The sequence below is a fragment of the Chitinophaga sp. CF118 genome (assembly GCF_900112615.1).
Lineage (GTDB): Bacteria > Bacteroidota > Bacteroidia > Chitinophagales > Chitinophagaceae > Chitinophaga.
Genome location: NZ_FOMK01000001.1, coordinates 290,505 through 303,672, shown reverse-complemented (window position 1 = coordinate 303,672; position 13,168 = coordinate 290,505). Strand labels below are relative to the sequence as shown.

Genomic DNA, 13,168 nt, shown 5'->3' with positions numbered 1-13,168 from the left:
TATGTGGAACCAACAATTGTATGATGATGCAGTAAAACTTTTACAGTCGATGATCGCTACCCCTTCCTTAAGTAAGGAAGAGCAGGGAACGGCAAAACTGATAGGTGATTTTCTGAAAGAAAAAGGAGTTCCCTATCAGCAGCATCTGAATAATATCTGGGCAAAGAATCTGCATTTTGACCCTGCCAAACCGGTGATCCTTTTCAATTCACATCATGATACAGTAAAGCCTAACCCGCAGTATACACGTGATCCTTTTTCACCTGATGTGGTAGATGGCCGTCTGTATGGCCTTGGCAGTAATGATGCCGGTGGATGCCTGGTGAGCCTGATTGCGACCTTCCTGCATTTTTACGATCGTACCGATCTTAAGTATAATCTCATTCTTACAGCTACTGCAGAGGAAGAGATCAGTGGTATAAACGGCATAGAAAGCATTCTTGCATCGCTGCCGGCTATTGAGTTTGCCATTGTAGGAGAGCCTACGCAAACCCAGATGGCAACTGCTGAAAAAGGTTTGATGGTACTGGATTGTACGGTACATGGCAAAGCAGGGCATGCGGCACGCGATGAAGGGGAGAACGCTTTATACAAAGCACTGCCGGATATTGAATGGTTCAGAACCTTCCGTTATCCTAAAGTGTCTGAAACTCTTGGACCAGTGAAGATGAGCGTAACGGTAATCAATACCTCCAATAAAGCACATAACGTAGTACCGGCAGATTGTACCTTTGTGGTAGATGTGCGGGTAACCGAACAATACACACTTGAACAGGTATTGGAAATCATCCGGGAGAATGTGAAGTGTGAAGTAAAGCCCCGTTCTATGCGGATGCGGCCTTCTGGTATTCCACTGGATCATCCTTTTGTTTTGGGCGGTATCAAACATGGTAAAACATGTTATGGTTCACCGACTACTTCAGATCAGGCACTCATTCCGGCTACTTCCATTAAAATGGGTCCCGGCGATTCTGCCCGTTCACATACAGCAGATGAATATATTTACCTGGAGGAAATCCGTCAGGGCATAGACAGTTATATTAAATTACTGGAAGAAATTTTATAGATATGAAAATTTGGCAAAAGGATAAAGCCTCACTGGCAGAAGTTGACAAGTTCACAGTCGGAAAAGACCGTGAAATGGATGCTTACCTGGCGCCATTTGATGTGCTGGGTTCACTGGCACACATTGAAATGCTGGAAAGCATTGGCTTGTTAACGGCAGAAGAGCTGACCGTATTACAGAAAGAACTGAAACAGATCTATAAAGAAATACAGGAAGGCAGTTTTGTGCTGGAAGAAAGTGTAGAAGATATTCATTCGCAGGTAGAGCTTTTGCTAACACGCCGCCTGGGAGAAGTAGGTAAAAAGATTCACAGCGGCCGTTCCCGTAACGATCAGGTGTTGGTAGATCTGAAACTCTTTCTCCGCAGCGAATTACAGTCACTCGTGCAGGAAGTGAATGTACTGTTTGAACTGTTGCAGCAAAAGAGCAAACAATATAAAGACCATTTGTTACCGGGGTATACTCATTTGCAGATAGCTATGCCTTCCTCTTTCGGATTATGGTTTGGTGCATACGCAGAAAGCCTGGTTGATGATCTCACGGTATTACAGAGTGCTTACAAAGTAGTGAATAAAAACCCATTGGGATCTGCAGCTGGTTATGGTTCTTCTTTCCCGTTGAATCGTACTATGACTACACAACTATTGGGTTTTGATGATCTGAACTATAACGTGGTGTATGCACAGATGGGCAGGGGTAAAACGGAAAAGATTGTAGCATTTGCACTGGCTGGTATTGCTTCTACGCTGGCTAAAATGGCGATGGATGCATGCCTGTTCATGAACCAGAACTTTGGTTTCATCACTTTTCCCGATGAGCTAACTACCGGTTCCAGCATTATGCCGCATAAAAAGAATCCTGATGTGTGGGAACTGATCCGTTCTCATGGTAATAAATTACAGGCATTGCCGAATGAAATTGCAATGATGATCACGAATCTGCCAAGCGGTTATCATCGTGATCTGCAATTGCTGAAAGAAAATCTGTTTCCTGCATTTGGATCATTAAAAGATTGTTTACGCCTGTCTGGATTAATGCTGGATAACATCCGCATTAAAGAGAATATTCTCGACGATGAGAAGTATCAATATCTTTTCAGTGTGGAAGTGGTGAACCGTTTGGTGCTGGAAGGAGTACCTTTCAGAGAAGCTTACAAACAGGTAGGGCTGGATATTGAAAAGGGTAATTTCTCTCCGGATAAACATTTGCAGCATACACATGAAGGAAGTATCGGCAATCCTGGTAATGAAGAAGTGAGCAGGATGATGAAAGAAGTTGTAGCAGGTTTTCCGTTTGAGAAAGTAGATAGAGCGATTGAAAAGTTATTAGCATAATACCAGATGCTGTTGATCATATTCACGACAGATAAGGTATTTATTGATCAATAGCATCTGGCGCGGAGATATTGTTGGTAACAAAAAAGGAGTTCTTTCGGAACTCCTTTTTTGTTTGAACGTTTATATTGTTTGTTAATTTAGAAGCCTATTGTTACACCTGCAAAGAAGTTAGTACCCGCCATTGGATAATAGCCATTACTGTTCACTAATTTTCCACTCTCTGTATACATATATGTATATCCGTTAGGAGAATATTTTGCATCAAAAATATTATTGAGCAGGAAGGATAATCCCAACTCTTTAAATAACTTTTGAGGTACTACATAATTGATACGGATATCATTTGTATAATAGTCATCCAGACTGCGTGTTTTCGCTTCTGTATTATCCATATACTGTCTGCTTACATATTTGCCCAGCAGACTAATTTCCAGATGTTTGACAGGTTTGGCTGTTAATGTATATCCACCTACAAAAGAAGGAGAGAAAGCAATAGTGCTGTTTTTATATGTTACTGTATCCTGCAGGCCGTTATCGTAGTTGTCAATGTAATTTGTGAAGTTCTTCACCTTGTTCTGACTAACCGCTGCATTCAATCCTAATACAAAAATATTTCCTAAACGTGTGCTGCCTTGCAACTCTATACCAGTGCGATAGCTCCTGGGAATATTCGTACGTGTATAAGCACCAACATTATTGAGTTTACCGGTTTGTACTAACTGATTCTTGTAATCCATGTAATATACATTGGCAGATAATACCACATTATTCCCATGTAAGGTATAACCTGCTTCTACATCGCGCAGCGTTTCTGCTTTAGGTGTTTGTTGTAAAGCCGCTTCGAAGTCATCGCGGTTAGGTTCTTTATTACCGATAGCAAACGATGCATACAACTCTTGCTGATCGTTCAGGGTGTAGGAGATCCCTGCTTTAGGATTGAAGAAGTTGTAATTGTTATGTTGAATCAGTGTTGGATTATCTTCAAAACCATCGATATTATATTTCACAGCGCGGTATTGCAGATCTGCGAACAAACGTAATGCACTGGTGAGTTTATATTCTCCTTTCCAGTATACATTCACATCTCTTTTTGTAGCATCCAGGTCGTAATATTTATGATCTTTATCTATGGCATATTGCGCCCAGATAATTTTACCATAGTGCCCACCCTCATAGCGGTTCCAGCCACCACCCAGGCTCCAGTTGAAGCGGCTGCCTTTATAGTTGATGGAGTAGATACTACCGTAGAAGTTATTGTCCAGCCATAACTGGCGTACCAGGTCTGTATTGGTGATGGGTGTTCCGTTGATAACAGGGTCTGCAAGACCGTAATCAGCATAAGCTGCCTGTTCTCTGTATTGTTCGTAGTAACCTTTACCACGGGTATAATGCAGTGCAACGTTGAAGTTTAATTTACTGCTGAGAGACTGGTTGAGAAACAGCTGGTAGTTATCCTGCTGATAATTATCTGTTTCATTATCGTAGTAAGTACCATCTGAACGCTGACCCGCAGAGTTATAGGTACGATGTGTTTTCAGAGAATCCTGTGGCACGCCGTTCCAGGCCTGGTAAGTCTTTTCTGTACCGGAGAATATATTCAGGCGGATAGCGGTGTTTTTAGAAATATAAGCAGCAGAAGTGTAGAAGGACTTCAGGTCAGAAGAAGCACGGTCAATATATCCATCAGAGGATATTTTAGACAATCTTGCATCTATGGTAAAGTGACCGTTTATTAAACCGGAACCTGCTCTTACAGTATTCTTCCATGAGTTGAAAGATCCGAAGCTGCTGTTGATTTCTCCATAGGCTTTATCGTGGAAATCGTTGGTGCTGAGGTTTAAGGAAGCCCCGAAAGCGCCGGCACCATTGGTAGAAGTACCCACACCGCGTTGCAGCTGAATGCTGCTAACGGAAGAGGCAAAATCAGGCATATCCACAAAGTAAGTACCCTGAGATTCTGCATCATTTACGGGGATACCGTTTGCAGTAACGTTAATACGGGTAATATCGGAACCTCTCACGCGGATACCTGTGTATCCGATACCTGTACCTGCATCAGAGTTTACAACTACGCCAGGTTGCTGGTTCAGCAGCATGGGAAGATCTTGTCCGAGGTTTTGTTTTTTGATTTCTTCTGCTGTTAGCGTAGACTGTGTGAAAGGAGCATGTTCACCGGCGCGTAAGCTGGTGATCTCTACTGGTTTTACGAACAGTCCGGTTTCTTCCAATACGATATCTATATGGGTCTCGCTGTTGATGGTAGTGCTGAAAGGTTTATATCCCAGGTAGCTGGCTTGAAGTGTATAAGTGCCTTTAGCTGGTATGTTAAGGCGGTAGTGGCCGTTTATATTGGTACGTACGCCTGTATTGTTTTGTAGCAGACTAACAGATACGCCTTCCAAAGGATGGCCGCTGGTTTTGTCTGTAACGGTACCGGTAAGGATGGTTTGTGCGTGTAGCATCCCGGTGCTGCATAGCAGCAATAAGCATAGAAATTGTCTCATGGACTATTGAATTTAATAGCTACAAATTATCAGCAGCCGTCAGCAGGATATAAGCAGAAAATGCTTGTAGCCGGCGACAGGTCGCTTTTTTATTTTTCCGGGTAAGGAAGAGATTGTTCGCTTACCTTTCCTGATCAGCATTACCTGGTCAGGTTCAACGGGTCTGATCTCAGCCTGATAGTAAGGCACCCCGAGGTGAAGCCGGCAGTAGTAAATATTTGTGTGTGTACACACAACTCCGGTTTCCACTACAAAGGTATAGCTGCTCTTGTAAAAAAGAGAAAATATTTTTCCGGATGTAAAAAATTATCTAATTTCCATTTAGAACTCCCACAAGAACATCCACCACAATTACCTTTTTATTGTTAACCATTCATTCAATTAATCAGTATGATTAAACTTCAGTTTATTGGTAATCTGGGGCATGATGCTATCCGGAGAGAAGTAAATGGCGCATCTGTATTAAACTTCAGTGCAGCGCATACGTACAGGTTCAAAGATCAGCACGGGGTACAACAGGAACGTACTACCTGGGTTGATTGTGCTTATTGGGAACGCACAAATGTAGGGCCCCATCTTACAACAGGCACACAGGTATATCTGGAAGGGATCCCTTCCCTGGAAGCTTATGTTACAAATTCCGGGGAGCCTGCCGCAGGATTAAAATTGCGGGTCACTAATCTGCAATTACTGGGAAGAAGGAGGGAAGGCCCAAGGCAATTTGATGATGATATAAAGGAGATTAATGATGCAGCATCAGCTGCGGATGATCTGCCTTTCTAACATTAAGGAGGCCCCGCAAAAGGCTATATTAAGTACATAAAAAGCTATAAACGCGGTTGGTTTCTGACAAAACTATGACTCAGAATAAAAAATATTTGGGCAATTTGCTACAATAGAGTTTCTGTTCTGATTTCAAACAGGCTCCGCCATAGCTGCAGTGGTGGCTGTGAGCGGGGTCTGGAATTAAATAATATCAGGTTATTTTTTCAAAAAGATTTGGCAGGAACAAATATTCTCTTATATTTGCACCCTCATTGCGAGGTAGAGCAGAGGTAGCTCGTCGGGCTCATAACCCGAAGGTCAGAGGTTCGAATCCCCTCCTCGCTACAAAAACATAGCACTAAAAGAGCCGAAGTGATTCGGCTTTTTTTATTTCAGGAAGTTCCGGAAATTTGTGAGGGTTGCTACAAATGATAATACATGCACAAAGCAGGATTTGTAAATATTTTTGGTAAGGCTAACGCAGGCAAAAGCACCCTGATGAACGCTCTGGTGGGTGAGAAACTGGCTATTGTGTCTCCAAAGGTACAGACCACGAGGCATCGTATTACTGGCGTAGTCACTACAGTAGATTACCAGATTGTATTCTCCGATACTCCAGGTATCATTGACCCCAGATACAGGCTACACGAAAAAATGATGGGCGCGGTAAAGTCTGCATTGGAAGATGCTGATATTGCTATGCTGATGTTGGATGCAAGGGATAATGTTGCGGAGAATCTGGAGTTATTTAGCTCGTTAAAATTAAAGGCTACCTGTTTACTGGTAGTGAATAAGGCAGACCTGCTGAAAAAAGAAGCGCTGGATGAAGTAGTGAAGCAATGTGAAGCATGGGGTAAGGCAGAGGTAGTGGTTATTTCGGCCTTAAAGCAGCAGGGTATTCCCGAATTGCTGGCACGTATTGTATCCCTGTTACCGGAAAGTGAAGCATTTTATCCTGAGGATACGTTGACTGATAAGTCTACGCGGTTCTTTGTGGCAGAAATGATCCGTGAAAAAATCTTTCATCTGTTTGATGAGGAGATTCCTTACCATACTGCCGTAGCCGTTACTCAGTACCAGGAAAAAAATACGCTGATCAAAATAACAGCGGAAATTATCGTTACAAGAGAAACACAGAAAGCTATTATACTTGGCGACAAAGGGTCTTCTATTAAAAAGATAGGCACCCTGGCGCGTCAGGATATTGAGAAATTTGTTGGTCAGAAAGTATTCCTTGAATTGTTTGTGAAAGTGCGCGGCAAGTGGCGCGACAATGATATTTATTTGAAGGAATACGGTTATTAGTCAATTTTCAATGATCAATTTTGAATTGATCATTCGCAATTTTTAAATTTTATGTCAGGATTTACAGTAGCAATCGTTGGTCGTCCTAATGTGGGTAAATCTACCCTGTTCAACCGTTTGCTGGAACAGCGTAAGGCAATCGTGGATGATGTTAGCGGTGTAACGCGCGACCGGCAGTATGGTATTGCTGACTGGAACGGAAAGGCGTTTAACGTAATTGATACCGGTGGATTTGTACCGAGAAGTGAAGAAGTTTTTGAACGTGAGATACGCAAGCAGGTGCAGATAGCAATGGAGGAATCCAATCTGCTGCTCTTCATTTGTGATGTAGCTACCGGTATTACGGATCTGGACCAGGAAATGGCTCATGTATTACGCCGTTCTTCCAAGCCGGTTTACCTGGTGGTAAATAAAGTGGATAACAGCAACCGCATGCTGGAAGCAACAGAGTTTTACAGCCTGGGCTTCGATAAAGTATTCTTTATATCCTCTATGAGTGGAAGTGGTAGCGGTGAGTTACTCGATGAAGTAGCTGCCATTATCCCTGAAGATGAAAATGCATTACCTGGTGATAATGAGATACCTAAAATAGCCATTATCGGTCAGCCGAACGTAGGGAAATCATCTTTGCTGAATGCATTAATAGGAGCGGAGCGGAACATTGTTTCCGATATTCCGGGTACTACGCGGGATACTATTCACACATACTATAAATTATTCCAGAAAGAATTCATGCTGATTGATACTGCGGGGATCCGCCGTAAAGCAAAAGTGCATGAAGATCTTGAATTTTATTCTGTAATCCGTGCCATTAAGGCAATGGATGAAGCGGATGTATGCCTGTTGTTATTGGATGCGACCCAGGGTATTACCGGGCAGGATCTGAATATCTTCAGCATGGCGGGCCGTAAAGGAAAAGGACTGGTAGTACTGGTGAATAAATGGGATCTGATAGAAGATAAGTCTACCAACACCGCCCGTGATTATGAAAAGGAACTGAGAAGCCGCCTGGCACCTTTCAGTAATGTACCTATTATCTTCACCTCTGTTACGGAGAAACAGCGCATATTTAAAGCTATCGAAGAAGCATTGCGTGTATATGATAACAGGAGACGCCGGGTTGCCACTTCCAAATTGAATGAGGTAATGCTGAAAGCAATTGAAGCATTCCATCCTCCGGTAGTAAGAGGTATTCCTATTAAGATTAAGTATGTAACACAGTTACCTACTCACACACCTGCATTTGCCTTTTTCTGTAATCTGCCGGATGATGTGAAACAGCCTTATAAAAATTACCTGGAGAATAAGCTCCGTGAGAATTTCGACTTCGAAGGAGTGCCGGTGAGACTGTTTTTCAGGAAAAAATAACATTATTTGCCATATTGTCAGTGTCAAGGTATTTTATAATTAAAAATATCTATATACCTTTGCGCTTCTTTAAAACAACTAAAGCATGAAAAAATTATTCTTCTTAGCAGCTGCTGCTGGTATCTTCTTTGTAGCTTGTAACGGTGGTTCTACTGAATCTACTACTGATTCTACTGCTACTGCTCCTGCTGTTGACACTGTAGCTGCTACTCCTGCTGTTGATTCATCTGCTGTTGTAGCTGATTCATCTGCTGTTGTAGCTGATACTACTGCTCCTGCTGCTGAAGCAAAACACTAATCTGTTTTGTAGAAGTTATAGGCCGCTTCGTGCAAACGGAGCGGCTTTCTTATGTTTAATAGTTTGGTAAAATGAGATATTTATTATCAGCCTTCCTTTTAATTATCAGCTTTTATCCTGGTAAAATATTCGCTCAGCAAAAGCAGAATTCACTTCTCTAAAAAAGCTGATAAAGTTTGTATAATTATTGAAGATGATAAATATTACAAAGTAGAAAGTAACCATGATAAATAATAAAAAAAGGGCTGATCATCTGACCAGCCCTTTTTTTATTATAAGATTATTTCTCTGTCTGTAAAATCCCCACAGCCTTCTTCACCATTTCATCATCTTTGTTCATCGCTTCATAGAAACCCTCATAACTCCATATCTGTCGTGCCAGTAAGGCTTTAAGGCGGATTTTTATTTCTGTTTCATCATGTGGTTTGATAGTTTCAATCCCACGCACACTATCTTTTGCAGCAAAGATTTTATATGCATTGTAAATATCATTAGTCAGTTCAAACTGTTTGCTGAACACGCCGGCATCTTTATATCCCTTAAATTCATCCTGATGTGAATTATAGTATTGGTAAGCAAAATTGCTGAAAGTACTATGGGCATACATACTCGCTATGACGGGAGAGAAACGGCTGGTATCGAAAGGAATAAATACATCGGGTGTAATGCCTCCGCCACCATATACGATGCGGCCTTTTGAAGTTTTATATTGCACAGTATCCAGTTGTTTGATACTGTCTTTAGTTACAAATTCTCCATGATTGAACCTGTCCATGATATCCTCATCATAAGCTTCGCGTCCGTTTGCATAAGATTTCTGGATACTTCTGCCGGAAGGAGTATAGTAGCGGGCTACAGTGAGGCGAAGTGCACCACCATTGCTCAGGTCAAATTGTTCCTGCACCAGTCCTTTTCCAAATGTACGGCGACCTATGATGGTACCGCGATCCCAGTCCTGCACTGCACCTGCCAGAATTTCACTGGCGCTGGCGGAACCTTCATCTGCAAGAATGGCAAGGGCGCCTCTTTCGAAAAGTCCTGGTTTTTCGCAATCGTAATCTGTACGCGGATAGCTTTTACCTTTGGTGTAGAGGATCAGTTTATTATCAGACAGTAGTTCATCTGCTATGCGGGTAGCGGCATCCAGGTATCCACCGGGATTCTGACGCAGGTCTATCACCAGTTTCTTCATACCTGTTTTTTGCAGTTTACGCATAGCCTCTATAAACTCCTGGTAAGTGGTACCGGCAAATTTGCTGATTTTGATATATCCTATTTCCGGAGTGACCATATAGCTGGCATCCACGCTGTATAAAGGAATCACACCCCTGACGATCTGGATATTCTGCAATTTATTTTTGCGCAGCATGCTGATTATCACTTTGGATTCTTTCGGACCACGTAACAGTTTCCGGATTTTATCTGCAGTGATGCCATTACCGGCCACAAGAGAATCATTTACTTTAATGATTTTATCACCTGTTTTCACGCCTGCCGTTTCGGAAGGACCGCCAGCTATTACGGAAATCACATTTACGGTATCAGCAGTAATGTTGAACTCCACACCAATACCCTGGAAAGCGCCATCGAGATCTTCATTTACTTCTTCCAGGTTGGACGGTGGAATGTAAACAGAGTGAGGGTCCAGGTGTCCCAGCAACCCTTCGATAGCCTCCTGTTGCAGATCGGCTACCTGTAAAGTATCTACGTATTTTACTTTCAGCAGGTCCATTACTTCCTGCAGCGGTCCCTGGGGAGCCCTGCTGAAGAGCAGTGTCTGCGCGCCAGAGTTCGAACCCGGCATTTGATGTCCCAGATACATACCAAGGGCCAGCACTATTGCAAATAAGAGCGGTAAAAAAACATTCAGTTTCCTGTTCAACATAGTCTCAGTATTGAAAAATAGCAACAGTGTCTAACTTGTGGCTAATTTTGACAGCATTTGTATATGTAATCCCGTTTTGTTTAACTTGTGGCAAAAATAGTATAATAAGTTTATGGATTGAAGTTTGACGTTGGATGTTTGATAACGTATCTTCAGATGACAAATAGTTAAACCTCACCTACAACAAAGATGTGTCATGAAAATAAAACTTATCGCTGATAGCGGGTCCACCAAGGCTGACTGGTGTTTGCTGGCAGGCAATGAAACCTGGCACTATAAAACTCAGGGAATCAGCCCCTACTTTCTCGATTCACAGCAGATAAAGGAGATCCTGGAAAAGGAACTCATGCCACATTTACCCCCAACTATCCAGGTGGAGGAAATATATTATTACGGTACGGGTTGCCTGCAACGTAAAAGCGTAATGATTGTGGAATCTGCCCTGAAGTCGGTATGGCCGCTTGCAGCTGTAGATGTGAATCATGATCTGATGGGCGCTGCCCGGTCATTGTGCGGAAGAGAACCAGGAGTGGTAAGCATTCTGGGCACAGGCGCCAATTCCTGTTTTTATGATGGAAAAGTGGTGGCGAAGAATAATCCCGGACTGGGTTTTATTCTGGGAGATGAGGCCAGTGGCGCTTACCTGGGTAAAAAGCTGTTGCAGATGTATATGTACAATTCATTTGACGAAGAGCTGAAAAGCCGCTTCGATGGCCAGTATAATACCAATAACGATGAAATTCTGGAGAATGTGTACCGCAAACCGATGGCAAACCGTTATCTGGCGGGCTTTGCACCATTCCTAGGGGAGAACAGGGGGCATTATCTCATAGAAAATATACTGGAAGACAGTCTGAACGATTTTTTCTTTAACCATATTTACAAGTACAGCGAAAGCTGGACACATTCCCTACACTTTACCGGTAGCATAGCATGGACTTTCCGTGATATCCTGAAAGAGTTATGTGAATTGTACGAGCTGCAACTGGGCAGGATATTGCGTAGCCCCATGGAAGGGCTGATTGCATATCATCATAATCAAATCTAACATCGATGTCCTTTAAGAGAGTAACAGAGGAGTCTTCACACTACCATCATCTGGAAAAAATGAGTGTGCAGGAGATCCTGAGCAATATCAATAAAGAAGATAAAACAGTACCACAGGCAATAGAAAAAGTATTACCGCAGATTGAAAAACTTGTAACCGCCATTGCAGATAAAATGCTGGCAGGTGGCCGGTTGTTCTATCTTGGAGCCGGTACCAGTGGCCGTTTAGGAATTGTTGATGCCTCTGAATGTCCTCCTACTTTTGGTGTACCGCATGGGCTGGTAATTGGTTTGATTGCCGGTGGAGATGCTGCCATCCGCAAAGCTGTAGAGTTTGCAGAAGACGACCGGAACCAGGGCTGGAAAGATTTGCAGGAATGTAATATCACCGAAAAGGATGTGGTAGTGGGCATAGCCGCCAGTGGTACCACTCCATATGTAATAGGTGCCTTGCAGAAGTGCAGGCGGGAAGGCATTATCACCGGCAGTATCTGTTGTAATCCGGGCGCTCCCTTATCTGATGAAGCTGATTTCCCAATAGAAGTGGTGGTAGGTCCGGAATTTATTACCGGCAGCACCCGTATGAAAAGCGGTACAGCGCAGAAGCTGGTCCTCAATATGATCTCTACGGCTGTGATGATCCAGCTGGGGCGTGTGGAAGATAATAAAATGGTAAACATGCAGTTGAGCAATGACAAGCTGGTAGACAGAGGTGTGAAGATGCTGATGGAGAAATTGTCGCTGACAGATTATGAAGAAGCTAAGAATATGCTGTTGAAAGCCGGTAGTGTGAGAAAGGCAATAGAATCTTATATATAGGTACGAATTTTTTCAGAAACGCCGTACTTCTATTTTTTAATTTTTAGTTCGAAATTCGTGAAAACATACGTTTTTTTGGAGGTCTCCAGAGGGTAGATCTTCCAGATAAAGATGATTTCATGCACAACATAGAACCTTTTTATAACTGGCGCCACTTATATACAGCTGAGGAAGATGAGCAATCTCCTTTCTTTGGCAGAGAGTATAGCGAATTTCAGTATACCAATACTGTTTATAATTATTACGTACATCCACAGTGGGATGAATTTGGTTCCCGCACGCTGTATATCAAGATCCTGTTTGCAGATTACCAGTTCAACTTTGCTATTATAGAATTACTGGGAGAGTGGAATGATTGTATCGAGAATGATATTATGACACTGAAGCGGGATGTGATAGACATCATGATTTCCAGTGGCATTAATAAATTTATATTAATTTCAGAGAATGTAATGAACTTCCATTCCTCAGATGATTGTTATTATGAGGAGTGGTGGGAAGATATCCGTGACAACGGAGGGTGGATTGTCAGTTTAAATATGCCGGAATATACCCGGCAGGAATTTGAGAGGGCGCATATTGATAATTACGTACACCTGATAGACATTGATAAATGGCGTACTTTCCAGCCCCAGCATCTCTATAATCTGGTAGATAACCTCATGATGCGGAGGTTGGAGTAGTTCCACATGTTGAAAAACTGAGAAATATCATTTGCTTTTTACTTTTCCTGCGTTAAATTTGCCCGATATATTCGAAATATTATCATATCAT

General features: G+C 42.4%; 11 protein-coding genes, 1 tRNA gene and 1 riboswitch. Of the genes, 10 read left to right on the top strand and 2 right to left on the bottom strand.

The window, feature by feature from the left end:
* The first annotated feature begins 1 nt into the window (after nucleotide 1).
* Together BM176_RS01115 and argH are read left to right on the top strand one after the other, a co-directional pair.
* Nucleotides 2-1,066: a M20 family metallo-hydrolase gene (locus BM176_RS01115; RefSeq protein ID WP_090098723.1), complete on the top strand. Its 1,065-nt coding sequence runs from the start codon at nucleotides 2-4 to the stop codon at nucleotides 1,064-1,066.
* A gap of 2 nt (nucleotides 1,067-1,068) precedes the next feature.
* A complete protein-coding gene (argH, locus tag BM176_RS01110; RefSeq protein ID WP_090098722.1) occupies nucleotides 1,069-2,400 on the top strand; it encodes an argininosuccinate lyase in 1,332 nt (443 codons plus the stop codon).
* A 140-nt stretch (nucleotides 2,401-2,540) separates the two neighbouring features.
* Here argH and BM176_RS01105 read toward each other — a convergent pair whose 3' ends face one another.
* Nucleotides 2,541-4,907: a TonB-dependent receptor gene (locus tag BM176_RS01105; RefSeq protein WP_090098720.1), complete on the bottom strand. Its 2,367-nt coding sequence runs from the start codon at nucleotides 4,905-4,907 to the stop codon at nucleotides 2,541-2,543.
* 110 nt (nucleotides 4,908-5,017) lie between these two features.
* Nucleotides 5,018-5,110, bottom strand: a riboswitch (TPP riboswitch).
* A 187-nt stretch (nucleotides 5,111-5,297) separates the two neighbouring features.
* Here BM176_RS01105 and BM176_RS01100 point away from each other — a divergent pair.
* The 5 genes from BM176_RS01100 to BM176_RS01080 all read left to right on the top strand — a co-directional run bounded on the left by BM176_RS01100 (nucleotide 5,298) and on the right by BM176_RS01080 (nucleotide 8,643).
* Nucleotides 5,298-5,690: a single-stranded DNA-binding protein gene (locus tag BM176_RS01100; protein WP_090098718.1), complete on the top strand. Its 393-nt coding sequence runs from the start codon at nucleotides 5,298-5,300 to the stop codon at nucleotides 5,688-5,690.
* 255 nt (nucleotides 5,691-5,945) lie between these two features.
* Nucleotides 5,946-6,017, top strand: a tRNA-Met gene (locus BM176_RS01095).
* 93 nt (nucleotides 6,018-6,110) lie between these two features.
* Complete coding sequence (gene era / locus BM176_RS01090) at nucleotides 6,111-6,977, top strand: GTPase Era (protein ID WP_090098716.1); 867 nt, start codon at nucleotides 6,111-6,113, stop codon at nucleotides 6,975-6,977.
* A gap of 51 nt (nucleotides 6,978-7,028) precedes the next feature.
* On the top strand, nucleotides 7,029-8,345 hold the full coding sequence (gene der, locus BM176_RS01085; RefSeq protein ID WP_090098714.1) for a ribosome biogenesis GTPase Der: 1,317 nt from the start codon (nucleotides 7,029-7,031) through the stop codon (nucleotides 8,343-8,345).
* Nucleotides 8,346-8,430: 85 nt separating this feature from the next.
* Nucleotides 8,431-8,643 (top strand): hypothetical protein, encoded by a 213-nt coding sequence (locus BM176_RS01080; RefSeq protein WP_090098712.1) that lies wholly within the window; start codon nucleotides 8,431-8,433, stop codon nucleotides 8,641-8,643.
* Between the two features lie 280 nt (nucleotides 8,644-8,923).
* On the opposite strand, the gene BM176_RS01075 is transcribed toward BM176_RS01080, so the two are convergent.
* Nucleotides 8,924-10,528, bottom strand: coding sequence for a S41 family peptidase (locus BM176_RS01075; RefSeq protein ID WP_090098710.1), 1,605 nt, complete (start codon nucleotides 10,526-10,528; stop codon nucleotides 8,924-8,926).
* A 196-nt stretch (nucleotides 10,529-10,724) separates the two neighbouring features.
* Between BM176_RS01075 and BM176_RS01070 the strand changes: the two genes are divergently transcribed.
* The 3 genes from BM176_RS01070 (at nucleotide 10,725) to BM176_RS01060 (ending at nucleotide 13,077) form a co-directional block, all read left to right on the top strand.
* The gene (locus BM176_RS01070) at nucleotides 10,725-11,576 is read left to right on the top strand and encodes an N-acetylglucosamine kinase (RefSeq protein ID WP_090098708.1); all 852 of its coding nucleotides are present in this window, start codon (nucleotides 10,725-10,727) and stop codon (nucleotides 11,574-11,576) included.
* A 5-nt stretch (nucleotides 11,577-11,581) separates the two neighbouring features.
* Nucleotides 11,582-12,394, top strand: a complete 813-nt coding sequence (gene murQ, locus BM176_RS01065) for an N-acetylmuramic acid 6-phosphate etherase (protein WP_090098706.1) — start codon at nucleotides 11,582-11,584, stop codon at nucleotides 12,392-12,394.
* A gap of 119 nt (nucleotides 12,395-12,513) precedes the next feature.
* Complete coding sequence (locus BM176_RS01060) at nucleotides 12,514-13,077, top strand: hypothetical protein (RefSeq protein ID WP_090098704.1); 564 nt, start codon at nucleotides 12,514-12,516, stop codon at nucleotides 13,075-13,077.
* Nucleotides 13,078-13,168 lie beyond the last annotated feature (91 nt).

Bases quoted from the DNA above. Each gene is read 5' to 3' on its own strand.
- BM176_RS01115 (WP_090098723.1), top strand. From the start codon at position 2: ATGTGGAACCAACAATTGTATGATGATGCAGTAAAACTTTTACAGTCG.
- argH (WP_090098722.1), top strand. From the start codon at position 1,069: ATGAAAATTTGGCAAAAGGATAAAGCCTCACTGGCAGAAGTTGACAAG.
- BM176_RS01105 (WP_090098720.1), bottom strand. From the start codon at position 4,907: ATGAGACAATTTCTATGCTTATTGCTGCTATGCAGCACCGGGATGCTA.
- BM176_RS01100 (WP_090098718.1), top strand. From the start codon at position 5,298: ATGATTAAACTTCAGTTTATTGGTAATCTGGGGCATGATGCTATCCGG.
- era (WP_090098716.1), top strand. From the start codon at position 6,111: ATGCACAAAGCAGGATTTGTAAATATTTTTGGTAAGGCTAACGCAGGC.
- der (WP_090098714.1), top strand. From the start codon at position 7,029: ATGTCAGGATTTACAGTAGCAATCGTTGGTCGTCCTAATGTGGGTAAA.
- BM176_RS01080 (WP_090098712.1), top strand. From the start codon at position 8,431: ATGAAAAAATTATTCTTCTTAGCAGCTGCTGCTGGTATCTTCTTTGTA.
- BM176_RS01075 (WP_090098710.1), bottom strand. From the start codon at position 10,528: ATGTTGAACAGGAAACTGAATGTTTTTTTACCGCTCTTATTTGCAATA.
- BM176_RS01070 (WP_090098708.1), top strand. From the start codon at position 10,725: ATGAAAATAAAACTTATCGCTGATAGCGGGTCCACCAAGGCTGACTGG.
- murQ (WP_090098706.1), top strand. From the start codon at position 11,582: ATGTCCTTTAAGAGAGTAACAGAGGAGTCTTCACACTACCATCATCTG.
- BM176_RS01060 (WP_090098704.1), top strand. From the start codon at position 12,514: ATGCACAACATAGAACCTTTTTATAACTGGCGCCACTTATATACAGCT.